This window comes from Streptomyces tricolor, assembly GCF_002155905.1.
GTDB lineage: Bacteria > Actinomycetota > Actinomycetes > Streptomycetales > Streptomycetaceae > Streptomyces > Streptomyces tricolor.
In genome coordinates this window covers 1-20,479 of record NZ_MUMF01000102.1, presented here as the reverse complement: position 1 = coordinate 20,479, position 20,479 = coordinate 1, and the positions used below count along the sequence as shown (strand labels likewise).

Here is a 20,479-nt window from a genome sequence, read left to right as displayed (position 1 = left end):
AGCAGGGCGGCGGGTCCGGGCATGTCCCGGACCCGCCGCCCTGCTGTGCCCGCCCCCGGTGTCTTACAGGGTCGTGGGGACCCGCTCCTCGTCCGCCACGGGCTCGGCGGGTGCTTGCGCGGTGCGCGTCCCGGAGGAGGGGACCGTCAGGGCGACCAGCAGACCCAGCGCGAGGGCCGCGAGGGCGATGACGGCGATCCCGGGGCCCGAACTCGTCTGGAACAGCAGCAGCATGGCGAGCGTCGAGAAGATCACGGTGCAGGCACCGTAGGCGAGCTGTGCGGCGGTCGGACGAGGCATGGCAATCGTGTCCTCGGCAGTCTTCGGGAGATGGGGGTGCCGTTCGGCTCTCTCGGCCTGCATGCCCGAGCGGAACACCCGGTAAGCGTGACCTGACCCACGGTACCGGTGCACGGGGGGCGCATGGAGTCACCGGTTCGGTCAAACAGGCGTTCTCCTGCGCCGGTCGGCGGGCGACACGTGTCCGCAAAACGAACGTCACCTCCGCATAGTGCACTTGTCCTGCTCAAGTCAAGGTCTGTCTTTTCTGCTAAACCTCTAGTCAAATGTCGTCACTTGACTACACGCGTTGATCGTGCGCGCACGGATTCCTCCATGACCCGGAACCCCCTGTCCGTGTGCGCGGCGCGGGGGAGGAACTCAAGTGACCAGCAGATCCCGGACGTTCAGAGCGGCCGCCATCGGCGTGACGCTCGCGGCGGTCTCCGCCACGTTCGCCACCGTCACCGTCGCGCAGGCGAGCCCGCAGGCTCCGGCCGGCACCGTCGACCGGCACGACCCGGCTCCGGTGCACCAGCGGGAGCACGACCTGGACGGCCCGCTGAGCAAGACTCAGGAAGCCCAGCGCGAAGAGGCCCTGAACCAGCTCATATCGGGCAAGGCCACCGCGCAGGAGCGCAACGGCTCCAAGGTCGTCAAGCTCAAGAGCCGCAAGGGCCAGAGCAAGTACGTCGAGCTGAGCCGCGAGAAGACCGACAAGATCTTCACCATCCTGGTGGAGTTCGGCGACAAGACCGACCCCAAGTACGGCGGCACCCCGGGTCCGCTGCACAACAAGATCGCCAAGCCGGACCGCAAGAAGGACAACTCGACGGCCTGGCAGAAGGACTACAGCCGCAAGCACTACCAGGACCTGTACTTCGGCACCGGCAAGAAGACCGAGTCGCTGAAGAAGTACTACGAGAAGCAGTCCTCGGGCCGCTACTCGGTCTCCGGCGAGGTCACCGACTGGGTCAAGGTCCCCTACAACGAGGCCCGTTACGGCAACAACGCGTGCGGCGACACCAACTGCCCGAGCGTGTGGAACGTCGTCAGCGACGGTCTGAGCGCCTGGGTCGCCCAGCAGAAGAAGGCCGGCAAGACCGACGCCGACATCAAGAAGACCCTCGCCAAGTACGACCAGTGGGACCGCTACGACTTCGACGGCGACGGCAACTTCAACGAGCCGGACGGCTACGTCGACCACTTCCAGATCGTGCACGCCGGTGAGGACGAGTCCGCCGGCGGCGGCGCCGAGGGCGAGAACGCGATCTGGGCCCACCGCTGGTACGCCTTCGGCACCGACGCCGGCGCCACCGGCCCCGAGAACAACAAGCTCGGCGGCGCGCAGGTCGGCTCCACCGGCATCTGGGTCGGCGACTACACCATCCAGCCGGAGAACGGCGGCCTCGGCGTCTTCGCCCACGAGTACGGCCACGACCTCGGTCTGCCGGACGAGTACGACACCGCCGGCGGCGACAACTCCACCGGCTTCTGGACGCTGATGTCCTCCGGTTCCTGGCTCGGTACCGGCAAGGACTCCATCGGCGACCTGCCGGGCGACATGAACGCCTGGGACAAGCTGCAGCTGGGCTGGCTGAACTACGACACCGCCAAGGCCGGCAAGCAGTCCACGCACAAGCTGGGCGTCGCCGAGTACAACACCTGGGACAAGCAGGCCCTCGTGGTGACCCTGCCGGACAAGGCGGTCACCACCACCATCACCGAGCCGGCGCAGGGCTCGACCCAGTGGTGGAGCGGCAGCGGCAACGACCTGAAGAACACGCTGACCCGGTCCGTGGACCTGACCGGCAAGTCCTCCGCGAGCCTCACCCTGGACGGCTGGTGGGCCACCGAGGCGGGCTACGACTACGTCTACACCGAGGCGTCCACCGACGGCGGTGCCAACTGGACCGCCCTGGACGGCACGGCGGACGGCGAGGCCCTGCCGCGTGACGCCAGCGGCAAGCCGGCGCTGAGCGGCTTCTCGCAGACGCACAAGAAGCTGTCGTTCCCGCTCGACGCCTACGCGGGCAAGAAGATCGACATCCGCTTCCGCTACGCCACCGACGGCGGTGTCGCGGAGAACGGCTTCACCGCCGACGAGATCACCGTGACCGCCGACGGCACCCCGCTGTTCTCGGACAACGCCGAGAGCGCGGACGCCGGTTGGACCGCGACCGGGTTCTCCCGCATCGGCGCGTCCTTCACCAAGGACTACAAGCAGTACTACATCGCCGAGAACCGGCAGTACGTGTCGTACGACAAGACGCTGAAGACCGGCCCGTACAACTTCGGCTTCGCGTCGCGTCCGGACTGGGTGGAGCACTACCCGTACCAGAACGGCCTGCTGATCTGGAAGTGGGACACCTCCCAGGCGGACAACAACACCAACAGCACCAACGGTCACCCGGGCACCGGTCTGATCCTGCCGGTCGACTCGCACTGGAAGGCGCTGAAGTGGGCCGACGGCACGCTGCTGCGCAACCGCATCCAGGCCTACGACTCCCCGTTCAGCCTGTACGCCACGGACGGCATCACGCTGCACAAGGCCGACGTCGCGCTGAAGATCAAGGGCTCGAAGGGCGTCTCGGTCTTCAACGACCACACCAGCACCTACTACGACCCGTCGAACCCGACGGGCGGGGTGAAGGTCACTGACACCAACACCAAGATCACGATCGTCAAGGAGGCCAAGGACGGCTCCACGATCCAGCTCAAGGTCGGCCCCGCGGTGAAGTAATTTGTAAACCCGCAGGTCAGAGGCGTATCGGCGGCAACCCCTTGGCGGGTTGCCGCCGATCGTGTTTAGGTGCGTCCTGTGGACCGCTTATTGACACCGATGGAAACGGGGATGTGACCGCATGGCCGCAGGAGGCTTCTGCAAGCTGCCGAACGGCACGGTGGTGGTGGCGTTGAACCTGCCGTACGGCTCCGCCGGGGTGCGGGTGCTGGTGCACGCCCAGAACCGGGCGCGCGCCCTGACGAGGCTCCGCAATCTGGGCCTGCGGGCGATCTACCTCCGCGGCAACGCCGCGCCGCCCTCGCCGGACGAGATCACGGCGGTGCTGCACCATCCCGACGGCCTGATATGGCGTACGGCGCCCACCGACAACGGTGTCATGGTGACCGAGCTGTGGCATCCCATCCGGGCGCTGCTGCGGGGGTCGGCGGTGGTGCGCTGAGGGGAGCGGCGGTACGTCGTCCGGGTGCGGGTCCGTCGTGGCCGCTCGCGCAGTTCCGCGACGGCGATCAGCCACGACGGTGGTGACCGGCGGTGCCGAGCCGGCCGTAAGCCTCCGGCTCCGCGTCCCTAGCCGCTCACCACCGGCTTGCCCGTCAGTTCCACGCCCGCTTCCCGCAGCTCCTCCAGGGCCCGCTCGGTGGTCTCTCCCCCGACTCCGGCCGTGAGGTCCAGCAGGACCTGGGTGCGGAAGCCCTCCCGGGCGGCGTCCAGGGCGGTGGCCCGCACGCAGTGGTCGGTGGCGATGCCCACCACGTCGACCTCGGTGATCTCCCGGGCGCGCAGCCAGTCGGCCAGGGAGACGCCGTTCTCGTCGGTGCCCTCGAAGCCGCTGTAGGCCGCCGAGTACGCACCCTTGTCGAACACGGCGTCCACCGCGCCGGAGGCGACCGCGGGGGCGAAGTTCGGGTGGAAGCCCACGCCCTCCGTGCCCGCGACGCAGTGCGCGGGCCAGGAGCGGACGTAGTCGGGGTTGTCCGCGAAATGGCCGCCGGGCGCGATGTGGTGGTCGCGGGTGGCCACCACATGCCGGTATCCGGTGCCCGCCGCCTGGCCGATCAGCTCGGTGATCGCAGCGGCCACGTCGGCCCCGCCGGCCACCGCGAGGCTGCCCCCCTCGCAGAAGTCGTTCTGCACGTCTACGACGATCAAGGCGCGGCGCATGGTGGGTGTCCTTCGACTATGGGTGAAGTAACTGAGCCTAGAGACTTCCGGGCCCGTGCGGGAGGGGGTTCGGGGGGCGGACGGTGGTCCCGCTCTAGCTACCCGAGCGCCCGGTGACGTACTCCGTCGGAATGACGGGTTCCCCCCTGGACAGCTGGGTAGCGGAGAGCGGCAGATTCGCGCGGGCCGCGATGTGCCGGTCCCGGGGTATGTCCAGCGGCTCGCGGGCGATCACCTCGCCGCCCTTGATCAGCTGCACCAGCAGCTGCCGGTCGGCCAGCTCGGCCGGGACCGGCCCCGTGCCGACGACCTCGGCCTCCGCGATCCCCTCCGCGTCCAGCCGGCGCGCCGCCCACTTGCGCCCGCCGATGGACGTCTTGCCGCCGCTGGACTTCTTCGCGACCGGCACCAGCGGCGCCTTGGGGTCGGTGGACTCGGCGCGCGCGACCAGCTTGTAGACCATGGAGGCGGTCGGGTGCCCGGAGCCGGTGACCAGCTGGGTGCCGACGCCGTACGCGTCCACGGGCGCGGCGGCCAGCGAGGCGATGGCGTACTCGTCCAGGTCGGAGGTCACGATGATCTTCGTGCCGGTGGCGCCCAGCTCGTCCAGCTGCTGCCGCACCCGGTGCGCCACCAGCAGCAGGTCGCCGGAGTCGATGCGGACCGCGCCCAGCTCGGGGCCGGCCACCTCCACCGCCGTACGGACCGCCTCGGTGACGTCGTAGGTGTCCACCAGCAGGGTCGTCCCCCGGCCGAGGGTGTCCACCTGGGCCTGGAAGGCGTCCCGCTCGCGGTCGTGGAGCAGGGTGAAGGCGTGGGCCGAGGTGCCCACGGTCGGGATGCCGTAGCGGAAGCCGGCCGCCAGGTCGGAGGTGGTGGCGAAGCCGCCGACGTAGGCGGCGCGGGCGGCGGCCACCGCCGACAGCTCGTGGGTGCGGCGGGCGCCCATCTCGATCAGCGGCCGGTCACCGGCGGCGGAGGCCATCCGGGAGGCGGCGGCGGCGATCGCGGAGTCGTGGTTGAGGATGGAGAGGATCACCGTCTCCAGCAGGACGCACTCGGCGAAGGTGCCCTCGACCCGCATGATCGGGGAGCCCGGGAAGTACACCTCGCCCTCGGGGTAGCCCCAGATGTCCCCGCTGAACCGGTAGTCGGCGAGCCACCGCAGGGTCTCCTCGTCGACGATCTGCCGCTCGCGCAGGAAGCCGAGGACGCCGTTGTCGAAGCGGAAGTTCTCCACCGCGTCCAGGACGCGGCCGGTGCCGGCCACCACGCCGTAGCGGCGCCCGTTCGGCAGCCGCCGGGTGAAGACCTCGAACACGCTCCGCCGTTCGGCCGTACCGGCTTTCAGGGCGGCCCGCAGCATCGTCAGCTCGTACTGGTCCGTGAAGAGCGCCGTCGAGGGAACATCCACCGGCAGCCCAAGGTCCGCTGTGTTCATGACGCCGCATCGTACTCCCTTTTCGTCGGTGTGACGATTTGTAGGGGCCGTGGCAGCATGGGCACTGTGACGTCACCCGCGCCCGTAGAGATCGAACGCACCGAGTCGGCGGAGGAGGTCTTCGCCGTACCCGAGCCCGACGTCCCCTGGGTCACGATCGTCCACAACGACCCGGTCAATCTCATGAGCTATGTGACGTACGTCTTCCAGACGTACTTCGGCTACAGCAAGGACAAGGCCACCAAGCTCATGCTCGACGTCCACCACAAGGGCCGGGCGGTCGTCTCCAGCGGGAGCCGCGAGGAGATGGAGCGCGACGTGCAGGCGATGCACGGCTACGGTCTGTGGGCCACCCTCCAGCAGGACCGGAAGTAAACGCACCCAGATGCCCGGACACTTCGAACCGCTCCCCGGCGGCGGCGCGGCCGTCGCGCTCGACGACGTCGAGATCTCCATCATCCGGTCGCTGGCCGTCCAGCTGCTGGAGCTGATCGGCCCCGGCCCGGGCGCCGACGCCCCGGACGACCCGCTCGCCGAGCTGTTCGCCGAGGGCCCCAGCGAGCCCCCCGCCGACCCGGTGCTGCGCCGGCTCTTCCCGGACGCCTACAGCGACCCGGAGCGGTCCCCGGGCTCACCGGCCGAGGCCGAGCAGCAGCGGGCGCACTCCGCCGAGTTCCGCCGCTACACCGAGAACGACCTGCGCGCCGGCAAGCGGGAGAACGCGCTCGGCGTGATCCGCTCGCTGGACGCGCTCGCCCCGGTGGACGAGGGCGGGGCGGTGCTCAAGCTGTCCCCGGAGGAGTCCCGGCAGTGGCTCGGCGCCCTCAACGACCTCCGGCTGGCGATAGGCGCCCGGCTGGAGATCACCGACGAGGACGACACCGATCTGCTCTACCGGCTCCCGGAGGAGGACCCGCGCAAGCCGATGGTGCTGGCCTATCTGTGGCTGGGCGGGCTCCAGGAGACCCTGGTGACGACCCTTATGTCGTAGTCGTCCGGGTTCGTCCGGCGAAGATGTTCGCTCAGAGGACGCTCAAATCCGGATAACGATCCCGTCACCTTTGTGGCCGGTTTTGACGCATTTGAGCGCTCTTTGTCCGCTTTTACCTGTGTGATGCGCCACATCGCGCCTCTGTGATCAATATTGCGGCCGTGATAAATCTTCACGACCGCCCGGCCAACACCACCCATGTTCGGCCGGGTGCGCCACCGAGCCGACGACCGTCGGCCAGGCAGACAGCTCCATCATCCGGGGGGATCGAGACCCGATCCGAGGCCGACGACAGGCCCGGGTCGGCATGGAGAAAGGCGCACCACACATGACCTCAGCGCAGGTCGACCAGCATCGCGACGGCAATGAGGCCGTGCGGGCGGAGGGCAGCGAGGGCGAGGGGTATCAGCGCGGGCTCGGCGCCCGGCAGATCCAGATGATCGCCATCGGCGGTGCCATCGGCACCGGCCTCTTCCTCGGCGCGGGCAAGGGCATTTCCAAGGCCGGCCCGAGCCTCATCCTGGCGTACGCCATCGCGGGCCTCGTCATCTTCTTCATCATGCGGGCCCTCGGCGAACTGCTGATGTACCGCCCGGTGTCGGGCTCCTTCTCGGAGTACGCGCGCGAGTTCATCGGCCCGTTCGCCGGTTTCGTGACCGGCTGGACGTACTGGCTGTTCTGGGTGGTCACGGGCATCACCGAGGTCACCGCGGCGGCGGCCTACATGACGTACTGGTTCGACATCCCGCAATGGGTGTCGGCCCTGATCTTCACGATCATCCTGTACGGCGCCAACCTGATCTCCGTGAAGCTCTTCGGCGAGCTGGAGTTCTGGTTCTCCATGGTCAAGGTCACCGCCATCATCGGCATGATCCTGATCTGCGCCGGCATCCTCACCATCGGCTTCTCCGACGCCGGTGAGACCGCCTCCGTCAGCCACCTGTGGAGCGACGGCGGCTTCTTCCCGCACGGCATCGGCAACACGCTGATGACCCTGCAGATGGTGATGTTCGCCTTCCTCGCCGTCGAGCTGGTCGGTGTGACCGCGGGCGAGTCCAAGGACCCGAAGACCGTGCTGCCCAAGGCGATCAACACCGTCCCGTGGCGCATCGCCGTCTTCTACGTCGGCGCGCTGATCATGATCCTGTCGGTCGTGCCGTGGACCCACTTCCAGCCCGGCGTGAGCCCCTTCGTGGCCGCCTTCGAGAAGATGGGCCTCGCCGCGGGCGCCGGCATCGTGAACTTCGTCGTCCTCACCGCCGCCCTGTCGTCCTGCAACTCCGGCATGTACTCCACCGGCCGGATGCTGCGCGACCTGGCGCTGAACAGCCAGGGCCCGAAGCTCTTCACCAAGCTGACCTCCAACGGCCTGCCGCTGGTCGGCACCACGTTCTCCGCCGCGCTGATGCTGGTCGGCGTCTGGATCAACTACCAGTGGCCGGGCAAGGCGTTCGACTACGTGGTGTCCTTCGCGACCATCTCCGGCATGTGGGCGTGGATCGTCATCCTGTTCTGCCAGATCCGCTACCGCGCCAAGGCCGACCGCGGCGAACTGCCCCGCTCGGACTTCCGCGCGCCGGGCGCCCCGTTCACCAGCTGGTTCGCGCTCGCGTTCATCGGCATGGTGATCGTGATGATGGGCATCGACAAGGACGCCCGGGTCTCGCTGTACTGCGCGCCGCTGTGGGGTCTCGTCCTCGCCGTCGCCTACCTGGTGCTCAAGCGCCGCAACCCGGAGGCCGCGGCCTTCCGCAAGCGCTGACCCAGATTCTCCGGACCCCCGGAAAAGGACGTCCGACCGCCGGGAGCTCTCGTGGCGCCCCCGGCGGTCGCCGCTCAGGACGTCCACCATGTGGGCCGCTCCGTACCATCCCTCGGTACGGGGCGGCCCATCTGCTTATCCTGACCCCCATGCTGACCATCACCCAGGCCCTGTACGACCAGATCGTCGCCCACGCGCGCAAGGACCACCCCGACGAGGCGTGCGGCGTGGTGGCGGGCCCGGCGGGCGCGGACCGCCCCGAGCGCTTCATCCCCATGCTGAACGCGGCGATGTCGCCCACCTTCTACGAGTTCGACTCGGGCGACCTGCTCAAGCTCTACCGGGAGCTGGACGACCGCGACGAGGACCCGGTGGTCATCTACCACTCCCACACCGCCACCGAGGCCTACCCCTCGCGCACCGACATCTCCTACGCCAACGAGCCCGGCGCCCACTACGTCCTGGTCTCCACCGCCGACACCGACGGTCTCGGCGAGTTCCAGTTCCGCTCCTTCCGGATCGTCGACGGCGAGGTCACCGAGGAGGAGGTCAGGGTCGTCGAGGCGTACTGACCGTGATGCGGTCGGCGACCATCCACGATGCGAGATCACACTCCGGGATCCGGACCGGGAATCGATACGATGAGCCCATGGTTCTGAACGACGTGAGCGACAAGGCGCCGAGCGTGCTGCTCGTGGCGCGGCTGCACGTCGACCTGTGCAGGCTGAACAGCGCCATCTGTTGACGTTCCCTGCCGCCGTACGGCCGTGGGCCGCGGCGCGCCGCCGTGTGCTCAGACCCGAATCCTTTCCGACAGGAGCCCGCAATCATGGCCATCGAGGTCCGCATCCCGACCATCCTCCGCCAGTACACCGACGGCCAGAAGGCGGTGGAGGGCAAGGGCAACACCCTCGCCGAGCTGTTCGCCGACCTCGAGACCCGGCACGCGGGCATCCAGGCCCGCATCGTGGACGGCGGCCAGCTGCGCCGCTTCGTCAACGTCTACCTGAACGACGAGGACGTCCGCTTCCTCAAGGGCATCGACACCGAGCTGTCCGACGGCGACAACGTGACGATCCTGCCGGCCGTGGCCGGCGGCATGCGCTGATCGGTCGCTGAGCAGCCATGCGCTACGACTCCCCGCTGGCCGCGGTGGGCAACACCCCCCTGGTGCGCCTGCCGCGGCTGTCGCCGTCCCCGGACGTGCGGATCTGGGCCAAGCTGGAGGACCGCAACCCCACCGGCTCGGTGAAGGACCGCCCCGCCCTGCACATGATCGAACAGGCGGAGAAGGACGGCCGGCTCACCCCGGGCTGCACCATCCTGGAGCCGACCTCCGGCAACACCGGCATCTCCCTCGCCATGGCGGCCAAGCTCAAGGGCTACCGCATGGTGTGCGTGATGCCGGAGAACACCTCGCAGGAGCGCCGGGACCTGCTCGGCATGTGGGGTGCCGAGATCATCTCCTCGCCGGCCGCGGGCGGCTCCAACACCGCCGTGCGCGTGGCCAAGGAGCTGGCCGCCGAGCACCCCGACTGGGTGATGCTCTACCAGTACGGCAACCCGGACAACGCGGGCGCCCACTACGCCACCACCGGCCCCGAGATCCTCGCCGACCTGCCCTCGATCACCCACTTCGTGGCGGGTCTCGGCACCACCGGCACCCTCATGGGCGTCGGCCGCTATCTGCGCGAGCACAAGCCGGACGTGAGGATCGTCGCCGCCGAGCCGCGCTACGACGACCTGGTCTACGGGCTCAGGAACCTCGACGAGGGGTTCGTCCCCGAGCTGTACGACGCCTCCGTCCTCACCACCCGCTTCTCGGTCGGCTCGGCCGACGCGGTCACCCGCACCCGTGAACTCCTCCAGCAGGAGGGCATCTTCGCGGGCGTCTCCACCGGCGCCGCCCTGCACGCGGCGATCGGCGTCGGCCGCAAGGCCGTCAAGGCGGGCGAGAGCGCCGACATCGTCTTCATCGTGGCCGACGGCGGCTGGAAGTACCTCTCCACCGGCGTCTACACCGCGGCCACCACGGAGGAGGCCATCGAGACACTCCAGGGCCAGCTCTGGGCGTAGCGGCGGATCCGCGCGCGCCGGTGGTACGTCACATCCGCACCAGCACCTCTGCGGAAAGGCGGACCCCATGCGCCGTACGACGCCCTTCGCCCTCACGGCGGCAGCGCTGCTCCTCGCGGGCTGCGGCTCCCAGGAGGGCACCGGGAGCAGCGACAAGGTGTCGGCGCCGCCGCGCGGCGGGACACAGACCCCCTCGCCCGGCCGCTCGGCCGGCGACTGCACCGGCCAGGCGGAGCTGACGGCCGCCGATCACGGCCGTACCGTCTGCGTCACCGAGGGCGGCGAGGTCCGGCTGACCCTGGACGGCACCAGGGCCCGTCCCTGGAAGCCGGTCACCGCGAGCGGCGGCGGGCTGGAGGCCATCAACGCGGGCTTCGTCCTCCAGCCGGGTGACGCCACCGCCGCGTACCGGGCGGTGGCCGCCGGCACCGTGCGGCTCACGTCGTCCCGCCCGCTGTGCGCCCAGCCCACCGCGCCGGGCCAGGTCTCCTGCAAGGGGATCGAGGAGTGGACGGTCACCGTCCGGGTCGAGTGAGGCAGCGCCCCGCGGGGGCGCGCTAACCCGCCAGGTGCCGTACCTGGTCCCACAGGACCGGGTCGACCACGCCCACCCGGCGGCGGAAGCCGGACACCGGTATCTCGCGCAGCTCGTCGGTCTCCAGGAAGCTGGGCCGGCCCTGGGCGTCGCCCACCGCGCCGGGCGGCAGCGGGATCACCCCGCAGCGCTCGTCGTGGTACTTGCTGGTGATCTTCGCGACCGTGGCCCGGTTCCCGCGCACGGCCAGCACCAGGCAGGGCCGGTCCTTCGCCCCGGGCCGGTCCTCGTAGGGGACCTCCGCCCACCAGATGTCGCCGGGGGCGGGCCGTACGGCGGGCGCTCCGCGCCGGCCCGGCCGGCCGGGGGGCCGCAGCCGCCGCCCGCCGGGCCGGCGGCCGCGGCCCCAGCCGTCGACGAGCGTGGCGACCAGCGCGAGCAGTACCACCGCCGCGAGCGCGAGCCACCAGGACGTGTCCATACGACGACGTTACCGGCGCGCGCCGTACATCGCGCGCCCTCTGTCCATCCTTGTGCGCCCCACGTCCAGCCGAACCGGTGACAGCACAGGTGAGTTCGCCCACAACGGCCCCTGGCGGAGGAGCGACCCGTGCTGTCGCGCCTTACGCTCGACAAACCGCACGACCCCCGACGGCCCTCATGTCCGAGTGGTCCCTCGTCCCGCCCATCGCTTTCCCGCCAACGGAGGTTTCTGCTTCATGAAGCTCACCGTCGTCGGCTGCTCGGGGTCGTTCCCGTCCGCGGAATCGGCCTGTTCGAGCTACCTCGTCGAGGCCGACGGCTTCCGGCTGCTCCTCGACATGGGCAACGGCGCCCTTGGCGAGCTGCAGCGCCACTGCGGTCTCTACGACCTCGACGCGATCTTCCTCAGCCATCTGCACGCCGATCACTGCATCGACATGTGCGCGTACTTCGTGGCGCGCTACTACCGCCATGACGGCGGCCGGTGCGCCCCCCTGCCGGTCTACGGCCCCGAGGGCACCGAGCACCGCCTGACCACGGCCTACGCGGACACGCCCTCCGCCTCCTCCATGAGCGAGGTCTTCGACTTCCACACGGTCAAGCCGTCCACCTTCGAGATCGGCCCGTTCACCGTGCACACGGAGCGGGTCCGCCACCCCGTGGAGGCGTACGGCATCCGGATCGAGCACGGCGGCCGGTCCCTGACGTACTCCGGCGACACGGGTGTCACCGAGACGCTCGACGAGCTGGCCCGGGACACCGACCTGTTCCTGTGCGAGGCGGCGTTCACGCACGGCAAGGAGAGCATCCCCGACCTGCACCTCAACGGGCGGGAGGCGGGGGAGACGGCCGCGCGCGCGGGGGCGCGCCGCTTGGTCCTCACCCACATCCCGCCGTGGACCGATCCGCAGGTGAATCTGCGCGACGCCCGCGCGGTGTACGGCGGCCCGGTGGAGCTGGCGGCGCCGCGGGTCTCGTACCAGATCTGACGCCCAGGCATGCGCGAAGGCCCCGGAACCTGTCCGGTTCCGGGGCCTTCGCTGGGCCGGGCTACTTCGACTCGGCCTTCTGCAGTTCCGCCAGTTCCTCGTCGGACTCGCGGCCCGGCGTCGGCAGGTTGAACTTGGTGATCGCGAAGCGGAAGATCACGTAGTAGACCGCCGCGAAGCACAGGCCGACCAGGACCAGGCCCCACGGATTGCTCGCGATGCCCAGGTTGAGTCCGAAGTCGACCGCGCCCGCCGAGAAGCCGAAGCCGTCCTTCATGCCCAGCGCCCAGGTCAGGGCCATCGAGACACCGGTGAGCACCGCGTGGATCGCGTACAGGACCGGCGCGATGAACATGAAGGTGAACTCGATGGGCTCGGTGACGCCGGTGACGAAGGACGTCAGCGCCAGCGAGAACATCATGCCGCCGACGACCTTGCGGCGCTCCGGGCGGGCGCAGTGGACGATCGCCAGGCAGGCCGCCGGGAGGGCGAACATCATGATCGGGAAGAAGCCGGTCATGAACTGGCCCGCCTGCGGGTCGCCGGCCAGGAAGCGCGCGATGTCACCGCTCTTGCCGTGGTACTCGCCCGCCTGGAACCACGGGAACGAGTTGAGCAGGTGGTGCATGCCGATCGGGATCAGCGCGCGGTTGGCGACACCGAAGATGCCCGCGCCGACCGCGCCCGACTTCACCAGCCACTCGCCGAAGTTGTGCAGGCCCGTGCCGAGGACCGGCCAGATGTAGCCGAAGACGATGCCGATGACCAGGCCGGCGAAGGCCGACAGGATCGGGACGAGCCGGCGTCCGCCGAAGAAGCCGGCCCAGTCGGGCAGCTTGGTGCGGTAGAAGCGCTGGTACAGCAGGGCCACGACGATGCCCATCACCACACCGCCGAGGACCTTGGCGTCCACGGGTGCGTCGACCATGACGACCTTGCCGTCGACGACGGTCGCCACCTTCGGCAGGTTCTTGTCGGTGAACGTGGCGAGCACGTTCTTGAAGACCAGGTAGCCGACGACCGCGGCGAGGGCCGTGGAGCCGTCCGCCTTCTTGGCGAAACCGATCGCGATGCCCACGGCGAACAGCAGCGCCATGTTGTCGAGGATCGCGTTGCCGCCCGCCGCCATGAACGACGCTATCTTGGTCAGGAACGCCGGGAAGGAGGGGCGGCCCAGCATGTCGGGGTTGCCGAGGCGCACCAGGAGGGCGGCGGCGGGCAGCACCGCGACCGGCAGCATCAGGCTGCGGCCGATGCGCTGGAGCACTGCCATCACCCCGGCGCCCTTCTTCTTCTCGGCCGCGGGAGCGGCGCTGGCCGTGGTCACAAGTTCCTCCTGGGGGAAGGCAAGGCGCCGCCCGGGAACCATGGAAGGGGACGGCAGCGTCTCTGGTCTACACCACCTGTGGTGTAGACCTGTTGTAGCACGATGAAGGCGGCATAAGGAACCCGCGAATCCGCTACCGCGGCGCTACGCGCTGTGTGCCGTGCCGGACGCCGCGCGGGGTGCCGTACCGCGTGTCAGACCTTGGTGACGTCCTCGACCTCGTCCGCCGGTTCCCGCCCCGGCGTCTTCAGGTCGAACCGCGTGATCGCGAAGCGGAAGACGGCGTAGTACACGGCCGCGAAGCACAGGCCGATCGGGATGATCGCCCACGGTCTCGTCGCCAGCTTCCAGTTGATCAGGTAGTCGATCAGGCCCGCCGAGAAGCTGAAGCCGTCGTGCACCCCCAGCGCCCAGGTCACCGCCATCGAGACACCGGTGAGCAGCGCGTGGACGGCGTACAGCGCGGGCGCGATGAACAGGAACGAGTACTCCAGCGGCTCGGTGATGCCGGTCACGAACGAGGTCAGCGCGACCGAGAGCATCAGGCCGCCGACCTCCTTGCGGCGCTCCGGCCGCGCGCAGTGCGTGATGGCCAGCGCGGCGGCCGGCAGCGCGAACATCATGATCGGGAAGAAGCCCGAGGTGAACTGGCCGGCGTCCGGGTCGCCCTGGAGGAACATGTTGATGTCGCCGTGCACCACCGTGCCGTCCGGCTTGGTCCAGCTGCCGAACTGGAACCAGATGGGCACGTTCAGGAACTGGTGCAGGCCCACGACCAGCAGCGCCCGGTTCGCCACCCCGAAGACCCCCGCACCCCAGGCGCCCGCGTCCCGCAGCCACGCGCTGAAGCTCTCCAGGGCGGCACCGACCGGCGGCCAGACGAACAGGCACACCACGGCGAACAGGATCGCGACGAAGGCCATGAGGATCGGCACCAGCCGGCGCCCGTTGAAGAAGCCCAGCCAGTCCACCAGCCGGGTGCGGTGGTACCGGGCCCAGAAGAAGGCCGCCAGCAGGCCCATGACGATGCCGCCGAAGACGCCCGGGTTCTGGTAGGTGAACGCGGACACCGTGCCGTCCGCCGCCTGGCAGCCCGTCACCACCACCCTCGCGCCCGCCGGGCACTCCTGCGGGAACTGCCGCAGCACCCCGTAGTAGACGAGGAACCCCGCCACCGCCGCGAGCGCCGTCGAACCGTCGGCCTTCCTCGCCATGCCGATCGCGACGCCCACGCAGAACAGCAGCGGCAGGCCGAGCTGGCCGTCCAGCAGCGCGCCGCCCGCACCGCTCATCACCTTGGAGACGTCGGTCCAGCCGAGACCGTCCGCGCCGAAGACGTCCGGCTGCCCCAGCCGGTTCAGGATGCCCGCCGCCGGCAGCACCGCGATGGGCAGCTGGAGGCTCCGGCCCATCTTCTGCATGCCCTGGAACAGGCGGTTCCAGCGGGCCTCGGCGGGGATCGCCGTGCTCTGGGCGCTCATGGGTTTGGCGACCTCCCCCACGGTGGTGTAGACCAGTCGGCGGACGGTTCCGCTGTCGTGATCGCCATCATTCGGCACGGACGGCATGACCGCTCGCGAAGATGGGCCAACTGTGGGTTACTGCGACAAAGCGGTTCGGAGCAGGGAGAAGGAACATGGCCAGCAAGGCTGAGAAGATCGTCGCCGGGCTCGGTGGCATCGACAACATCGAGGAGATCGAGGGCTGCATCACCCGGCTGCGCACCGAGGTGTCCGACCCCGACCTGGTCGACGAGACCGCTCTGAAGGCCGCCGGCGCCCACGGCGTCGTGAAGATGGGCACCGCCATCCAGGTCGTCATCGGCACCGACGCCGACCCGATCGCCGCGGAGATCGAAGACATGATGTGAGCCCCGGCGGCTCACCCGAGGGGCTCCTTCCCGAGGCGGGAGGAGCCCCTCGCCCGTGTACGACTAGGCTCGTCGGCATGTCTCGCATCGACGGCCGTACCCCCGAACAGCTCCGCCCCGTCACCATCGAACGAGGGTGGAGCAAGCACGCCGAGGGCTCCGTCCTCGTCTCCTTCGGCGACACCAAGGTCTTCTGCACCGCCTCCGTCACCGAGGGGGTCCCGCGCTGGCGCAAGGGCAGCGGCGAGGGCTGGGTCACCGCGGAGTACGCCATGCTGCCCCGCGCTACGAACACCCGCGGCGACCGCGAGTCCGTCAAGGGCAAGATCGGCGGCCGGACCCACGAGATCTCCCGGCTCATCGGCCGCTCCCTGCGCGCCGTCATCGACTACAAGGCGCTCGGCGAGAACACCATCGTCCTCGACTGCGACGTCCTCCAGGCCGACGGCGGCACCCGCACCGCGGCGATCACCGGCGCCTACGTCGCCCTCGCCGACGCCGTCGCCTGGGCCCAGGGCAGGAAGCTGATCAAGGCCGGCCGGCAGCCGCTCACCGGCACCGTCAGCGCCGTCTCCGTCGGCATCGTCGGCGGGGTCCCGCTGCTCGACCTCTGCTACGAGGAGGACGTGCGCGCCGAGACCGACATGAACGTGGTCTGCACCGGCGACGGCCGCTTCGTCGAGGTCCAGGGCACCGCCGAGGCCGCGCCGTTCGCCCGCCGGGAACTCGACGCCCTGCTCGACCTCGCCGTCGCCGGCTGCACCGAGCTGGCCGCCGCCCAGCAGGCGGCACTCGCGGCCACCCGCGCGTAAAGAAACCTTCAAGGCCGGGGCAACCCGCCGGGTCCCTCCGGCGTCACTCTGGGTGCGGGCGCACAGCTCACCGGCGTGCGCCCGGCCAGCCGCACCAGGGGAGGGAACCCACCATGGCCGCCAGCCGACGCCGAGGCCGACTCACCGCCGTCGCCGCCGCCGTAGCGACCGTCGCACTCACCGCCGGGCTCACCACCGGCTGTGACGCCGTGGGCAAGGCGCTGGACTGCGTGCAGACCGCCGACGCCATCGCCGACAGCGTCACCGAACTCCAGCAGGCCGTGGAGAACGCCGCGAACGACCCCTCCCAGACCGACGCCTCGCTCGACTCCATCGAGAAGAGCCTGCGGAAGATCGGCGACAAGACGGACGACGCCGACGTCAACAAGGCCGTGGACGATCTGGGCAAGGCCGTGGAGAACGTGCGTACGGCGATCAAGAACGGGGACGAGACCCCGGACGTGAGCCCGGTGACGGACGCCGCGGGCGAGCTGACGAAGGTGTGCACGCCGTAGCGCGGGGCCGTTGAGGGCGGGCGCTGTCGAGGGGCCGCGAGTCCTCTGCGGCCGGTCGCGCCCACCCGGCGGAGCCGCACATCGACACCGCCCCGCGCCTTCGGGACGCCGTCGGCGCGGGCGTTCGTGTTCCACGCCCACTCCGCTCCAGAAGGCGAAGCCGGTGACGGTCACCCTGGGGCGCCCGGATCGGGCGGGGTGGCGTTCCCGGGGGGTTCGAAGGCGCCCCTCACACCGGTGCCCCGGACGACGACCTCGACCCCGGGCGGCACGATCACCTGCACCCCGCCCGTCAGGGCCACGCCGTCGCGAACCAGACGGGCGTGGCCGCCGGCAGAGCGCGGGTCTGCGGCGCCGGCTCGCCGTACGTCCGCGCCCGGCAGGCCGCGCCCGGCCGCTCCTCGGACTCCGCCATGCCGCGCCGCCCCTCGGCCGCGGCATCCCGCCCAGGAGGACTTCCGGCGGCCCGTTCCCGGCCGGCTTCGGACGCCCGGAGGTCCGGGGCTGCGCCGTCGCTCAGGGCAGCGGCCTACGAGACCGCCTTCTCGGCGTACATCCTGGCGATGACGGCCTCGATGTCCGGCTCCCGCACCGACAGGTCCACCAGCGGATACCGGGCCGCCAGATGCGCGACGAGCGGCGCCGCCGACTGCCCCGCCGGGAACGCCAGCCACTGCCGCGGCCCCTCCACCTTCACCACCCGCGCCGACGGCACCTCCACCGGCGGCAGCTCCCGCTCCAGGTCGACCACGAGCGTCCGTTCGCTCTCCCCGGCCTCGTGCAGCCCCGCGAGCGGGCCGTCGTACACCAGCCGGCCGTGGTCGATCACCATCACCCGGGAGCACAACTGCTCGATGTCCTGAAGATCGTGCGTGGTCAGCAGCACCGTGGTGCCGCGCTCGGCGTTCACCTCGCGCAGGAACTCCCGTACCTTCGCCTTCGACACCACGTCCAGGCCGATCGTCGGCTCGTCCAGGTACAGCACGTCCGGATCGTGCAGCAGCGCCGCCGCGATGTCCCCGCGCATCCGCTGCCCCAGCGACAGCTGCCGCACCGGCACGTCCAACAGGGCGCCCAGGTCCAGCAGTTCCACCAGCCGGTCCAGGTTCTCCCGGTAACGGGCGTCCGGAATGCGGTACATGCGGTGCGCCAGCCGGTACGAGTCGATCAGCGGCAGGTCCCACCACAGCGTGGTCCGCTGCCCGAACACCACCCCGATCCGGTGCGCGAGCCGCGTCCGCTCCCGCGCCGGATCGATGCCGGCCACCCGCAGCCGCCCGGCACTCGGCGTGAGGATGCCGGTCAGCATCTTGATCGTGGTCGACTTCCCGGCGCCGTTCGGCCCGATGTACCCGACCATCTCCCCGCGCGCCACGGTGAACGACAGCGCGTCCACCGCCCGTACCTCGCGCCGCTCCCGCCGCAGGAACCCGGTCTTGCGGCGCACCTCGAAGACCTTCTCCACCCGCTCCAGGACGATGAAGTCGTCCCGTGCGCTGCCGTCACCCATGCTTCAGCTCCCTGTGCTGCGGTACGAACGAAGTCCCGCCCGCCAGGCCAGTCCCGCCAGCGCACCGCACGCGACCGCCACCAGCGGCGGGGTCCACGCCAGCCACCGCGGCAGCTCCAGCGGGTACGGCCGCCCCAGCACGTAGGTCGCGGGCAGCCAGTTGACGAAGGCCAGCGGCAGCACGAAGGTCACCCCGCGCACCAGCTCCTTCGCGAACACCGTCGGCGGATACTGCAACAGCGTCGTACCGCCGTAGGTGAAGGCGTTCTGCACCTCCGAGGCGTCCTGCGCCAGGAACTGGAACGCCGCCCCGGCCACGAACACCGCGCAGAAGATCCCGCAGCCGCTCAGCACCATCACCGGCATCAGCAGCAGCCGGTCCGCCGTCCAGTCGATGTCCACCCGGGTCAGCGACCAGCCCAGGACCAGCGCCCCCTGGGTCACCCGGCCCAGCCGCCGCAGCGCGAACCGGTCCGCCGCCACCTGCGCCAGCACCGGCGCCGGCCGCACCAGCAGCGTGTCCAGCGTGCCGTCCCGCACCCGCCGGCCCAGCCGCTCCATCGACCCGATCAGCAGATCCGCCGCCCCGAAGGAGACCGCCGACAGCCCGTACAGGAACGCCACCTCGGGCAGCGGATAGCCGCCCAGCGCGTCCACCCGGGAGAACATCAGCATGATCGCGACGAAGTCCAGGAAGGTCGCCGCGAAGTTCCCGAACGTGGTCATGGCGAAGGACGCGCGGTAGGCCATCGTGGAGCGCACCCACATCCCCGCGATCAGCCGGTACGCCCGCATCCCCTCGGCCAGCCGCTCGGCCCAGCCCTCAGCCACCCTGCACCACCACCCGGCGCGTCGCCGCCGACTGCACCAGCCGCCCGGCGCCCAGCAGCACCACCGCCCATGCCGCCTGGAAGAGATAGGTGGGCAGCGGCTCCCCGTGCCCGAGCAGCAGGTCCGCGGGCGCCTGGAGCAGCGAGGACCAGGGCAGCGCCCGGACCACCTCGCCGAGGGCGCCCGGGAACACGTTCAGCGGCAGCAGCATCCCCGAGCAGAAGAACCCCAGCAGCCACGCCATCTGCACCACTCCGGTGCCGTCCAGCAGCCAGAACGCGCTCAGCGCCACCAGGTAGCGGATGCCGAAGCCGACCAGCATGGCGAGGAGGACGGAGAGCAGGAAGGCGGCCCAGACGCGGGGGTCGGACGGCAGGTGCAGCGGGAAGCACAGCGCGCCGAACAGGAACGGCACCAGCCCCCGCCCCAGCAGCTGGAAGAAGGCCCGGCCGAGATCCGCCGCCAGCCACCACAGCTGGAGATCGACGGGCCGGTACAGGTCGATCGCCACGTCCCCCGTACGGATGCGTTCCATCAACTCGTCCTCGACGCCGCCACCTCCGATCGCGAGCGTCGACAAGAAGGCCTGCCCCAGCCAGACGTAGGTCACCGCCTGCGCCTGGTCGTACCCCCCGAGATGCGGCTTCTCGTCCCACAGCGCGCGGTACGTGTAGACGAGAATGAGACCGAAGACGGTGTTCGTGAACACCCCTGCCGCAGTGGCGGCCCGGTAGGTCGCGTACCGTCTGAATCCCCCTGCCGCGACGGCCGCGTACAACCGTTGCGCGCCCACGCCAGTCGACCTCCTCGGACCGCTCGACACCGAAGCGCAGGAGCCTAGTCCGGAGGCCCGGCGGCCGGCCACGCGTTTTCCGCCGGAACCATGCCGGAATCCGGGAACGGAACGCCAGGTGCGAGAGTCTTCAAACAGGGGGAGCGCAGAAGCGTACGAGGCGTACGGGAACGTACGACGCGAAACAGGAGTCCGTGCACGACATGAGCGACGAGCCGCAGCCGCAGCAGCCGAACGACGGCGTGGCACCGAAAAGGCCGCTGTCGGCTGAAGGGCCCGGGAACCCGGGGGGCCGCGAGCCGCACAGCCCGACCCCGGGAGCCCCCCGGGTTCCCGGGCCCTTCAGCCGACAGCGGCC

The 20,479-nt window shown here is 70.2% G+C and carries 24 protein-coding genes; 14 read left to right on the top strand and 10 right to left on the bottom strand.

The genetic code is table 11. The annotated features are described in order from the left end of the window. Positions 1 to 63: 63 nt before the first annotated feature. On the bottom strand, positions 64 to 300 hold the full coding sequence (locus CCN44_RS08685) for a hypothetical protein (protein WP_059249790.1): 237 nt from the start codon (positions 298 to 300) through the stop codon (positions 64 to 66). A gap of 364 nt (positions 301 to 664) precedes the next feature. Between CCN44_RS08685 and CCN44_RS08680 the strand changes: the two genes are divergently transcribed. Both CCN44_RS08680 and CCN44_RS08675 read left to right on the top strand, forming a co-directional pair. Then, positions 665 to 3,022 (top strand): immune inhibitor A domain-containing protein, encoded by a 2,358-nt coding sequence (locus tag CCN44_RS08680; RefSeq protein ID WP_059249789.1) that lies wholly within the window; start codon positions 665 to 667, stop codon positions 3,020 to 3,022. Between the two features lie 121 nt (positions 3,023 to 3,143). Beyond that, positions 3,144 to 3,464, top strand: a complete 321-nt coding sequence (locus CCN44_RS08675; RefSeq protein WP_059249788.1) for a hypothetical protein — start codon at positions 3,144 to 3,146, stop codon at positions 3,462 to 3,464. Positions 3,465 to 3,592: 128 nt separating this feature from the next. On the opposite strand, the gene CCN44_RS08670 is transcribed toward CCN44_RS08675, so the two are convergent. Both CCN44_RS08670 and CCN44_RS08665 read right to left on the bottom strand, forming a co-directional pair. Continuing rightward, positions 3,593 to 4,186 carry an isochorismatase family protein gene (locus CCN44_RS08670; protein WP_059249787.1) on the bottom strand — a complete coding sequence of 198 codons (594 nt, stop codon included), beginning with the start codon at positions 4,184 to 4,186 and terminating at the stop codon, positions 3,593 to 3,595. A 94-nt stretch (positions 4,187 to 4,280) separates the two neighbouring features. Continuing rightward, on the bottom strand, positions 4,281 to 5,627 hold the full coding sequence (locus tag CCN44_RS08665; RefSeq protein ID WP_086697275.1) for a nicotinate phosphoribosyltransferase: 1,347 nt from the start codon (positions 5,625 to 5,627) through the stop codon (positions 4,281 to 4,283). Positions 5,628 to 5,684: 57 nt separating this feature from the next. On the opposite strand from CCN44_RS08665, the gene clpS reads away from it, so the two are divergent. The 8 genes from clpS (at position 5,685) to CCN44_RS08625 (ending at position 10,991) form a co-directional block, all read left to right on the top strand. Continuing rightward, complete coding sequence (gene clpS, locus CCN44_RS08660; protein ID WP_059249785.1) at positions 5,685 to 6,002, top strand: ATP-dependent Clp protease adapter ClpS; 318 nt, start codon at positions 5,685 to 5,687, stop codon at positions 6,000 to 6,002. Positions 6,003 to 6,012: 10 nt separating this feature from the next. Beyond that, complete coding sequence (locus CCN44_RS08655; protein WP_086697274.1) at positions 6,013 to 6,618, top strand: DUF2017 domain-containing protein; 606 nt, start codon at positions 6,013 to 6,015, stop codon at positions 6,616 to 6,618. A 328-nt stretch (positions 6,619 to 6,946) separates the two neighbouring features. Beyond that, positions 6,947 to 8,380, top strand: coding sequence for an amino acid permease (locus CCN44_RS08650; RefSeq protein WP_059249783.1), 1,434 nt, complete (start codon positions 6,947 to 6,949; stop codon positions 8,378 to 8,380). Positions 8,381 to 8,529: 149 nt separating this feature from the next. Further along, entirely contained in the window at positions 8,530 to 8,952 is a 423-nt protein-coding gene (locus tag CCN44_RS08645; protein WP_059249782.1) for a M67 family metallopeptidase, read from the top strand. Between the two features lie 77 nt (positions 8,953 to 9,029). Beyond that, on the top strand, positions 9,030 to 9,125 hold the full coding sequence (locus tag CCN44_RS47615; protein ID WP_311737150.1) for a putative leader peptide: 96 nt from the start codon (positions 9,030 to 9,032) through the stop codon (positions 9,123 to 9,125). 84 nt (positions 9,126 to 9,209) lie between these two features. Continuing rightward, positions 9,210 to 9,488 (top strand): MoaD/ThiS family protein, encoded by a 279-nt coding sequence (locus CCN44_RS08635; protein WP_059249781.1) that lies wholly within the window; start codon positions 9,210 to 9,212, stop codon positions 9,486 to 9,488. 17 nt (positions 9,489 to 9,505) lie between these two features. Further along, positions 9,506 to 10,456, top strand: a complete 951-nt coding sequence (locus tag CCN44_RS08630; RefSeq protein WP_059249780.1) for a PLP-dependent cysteine synthase family protein — start codon at positions 9,506 to 9,508, stop codon at positions 10,454 to 10,456. Between the two features lie 67 nt (positions 10,457 to 10,523). Then, positions 10,524 to 10,991 (top strand): hypothetical protein, encoded by a 468-nt coding sequence (locus CCN44_RS08625; protein ID WP_086697273.1) that lies wholly within the window; start codon positions 10,524 to 10,526, stop codon positions 10,989 to 10,991. A 22-nt stretch (positions 10,992 to 11,013) separates the two neighbouring features. Here the strand turns inward: CCN44_RS08625 and CCN44_RS08620 are convergent, their stop codons facing one another. Further along, complete coding sequence (locus CCN44_RS08620) at positions 11,014 to 11,472, bottom strand: type II toxin-antitoxin system PemK/MazF family toxin (protein WP_086697272.1); 459 nt, start codon at positions 11,470 to 11,472, stop codon at positions 11,014 to 11,016. Between the two features lie 238 nt (positions 11,473 to 11,710). Here CCN44_RS08620 and CCN44_RS08615 point away from each other — a divergent pair, with 238 nt between their 5' ends. Continuing rightward, complete coding sequence (locus CCN44_RS08615; protein WP_059249777.1) at positions 11,711 to 12,463, top strand: MBL fold metallo-hydrolase; 753 nt, start codon at positions 11,711 to 11,713, stop codon at positions 12,461 to 12,463. 61 nt (positions 12,464 to 12,524) lie between these two features. Here CCN44_RS08615 and CCN44_RS08610 read toward each other — a convergent pair whose 3' ends face one another. Further along, complete coding sequence (locus CCN44_RS08610) at positions 12,525 to 13,790, bottom strand: PTS transporter subunit EIIC (protein WP_059249776.1); 1,266 nt, start codon at positions 13,788 to 13,790, stop codon at positions 12,525 to 12,527. A gap of 194 nt (positions 13,791 to 13,984) precedes the next feature. Next, complete coding sequence (locus CCN44_RS08605) at positions 13,985 to 15,271, bottom strand: PTS transporter subunit EIIC (protein WP_086697276.1); 1,287 nt, start codon at positions 15,269 to 15,271, stop codon at positions 13,985 to 13,987. A 155-nt stretch (positions 15,272 to 15,426) separates the two neighbouring features. Here CCN44_RS08605 and CCN44_RS08600 point away from each other — a divergent pair, with 155 nt between their 5' ends. The 3 genes from CCN44_RS08600 to CCN44_RS08590 all read left to right on the top strand — a co-directional run bounded on the left by CCN44_RS08600 (position 15,427) and on the right by CCN44_RS08590 (position 16,987). Next, positions 15,427 to 15,660: a glucose PTS transporter subunit EIIB gene (locus tag CCN44_RS08600; protein ID WP_059249775.1), complete on the top strand. Its 234-nt coding sequence runs from the start codon at positions 15,427 to 15,429 to the stop codon at positions 15,658 to 15,660. 77 nt (positions 15,661 to 15,737) lie between these two features. Continuing rightward, positions 15,738 to 16,472, top strand: a complete 735-nt coding sequence (gene rph, locus CCN44_RS08595; RefSeq protein ID WP_086697271.1) for a ribonuclease PH — start codon at positions 15,738 to 15,740, stop codon at positions 16,470 to 16,472. A 113-nt stretch (positions 16,473 to 16,585) separates the two neighbouring features. After that, positions 16,586 to 16,987, top strand: coding sequence for a prefoldin domain-containing protein (locus tag CCN44_RS08590; RefSeq protein WP_059249773.1), 402 nt, complete (start codon positions 16,586 to 16,588; stop codon positions 16,985 to 16,987). A 292-nt stretch (positions 16,988 to 17,279) separates the two neighbouring features. Here the strand turns inward: CCN44_RS08590 and CCN44_RS47610 are convergent, their stop codons facing one another. The 4 genes from CCN44_RS47610 to CCN44_RS08570 form a co-directional block, all read right to left on the bottom strand. Beyond that, the gene (locus tag CCN44_RS47610) at positions 17,280 to 17,402 is read right to left on the bottom strand and encodes a hypothetical protein (protein WP_308406448.1); all 123 of its coding nucleotides are present in this window, start codon (positions 17,400 to 17,402) and stop codon (positions 17,280 to 17,282) included. Between the two features lie 114 nt (positions 17,403 to 17,516). Beyond that, positions 17,517 to 18,497, bottom strand: a complete 981-nt coding sequence (locus tag CCN44_RS08580; RefSeq protein ID WP_059249772.1) for an ABC transporter ATP-binding protein — start codon at positions 18,495 to 18,497, stop codon at positions 17,517 to 17,519. A gap of 3 nt (positions 18,498 to 18,500) precedes the next feature. Further along, positions 18,501 to 19,292 carry an ABC transporter permease gene (locus CCN44_RS08575; protein WP_059255013.1) on the bottom strand — a complete coding sequence of 264 codons (792 nt, stop codon included), beginning with the start codon at positions 19,290 to 19,292 and terminating at the stop codon, positions 18,501 to 18,503. A 28-nt stretch (positions 19,293 to 19,320) separates the two neighbouring features. Further along, complete coding sequence (locus CCN44_RS08570; protein WP_059249771.1) at positions 19,321 to 20,121, bottom strand: ABC transporter permease; 801 nt, start codon at positions 20,119 to 20,121, stop codon at positions 19,321 to 19,323. Positions 20,122 to 20,479: the final 358 nt, after the last annotated feature.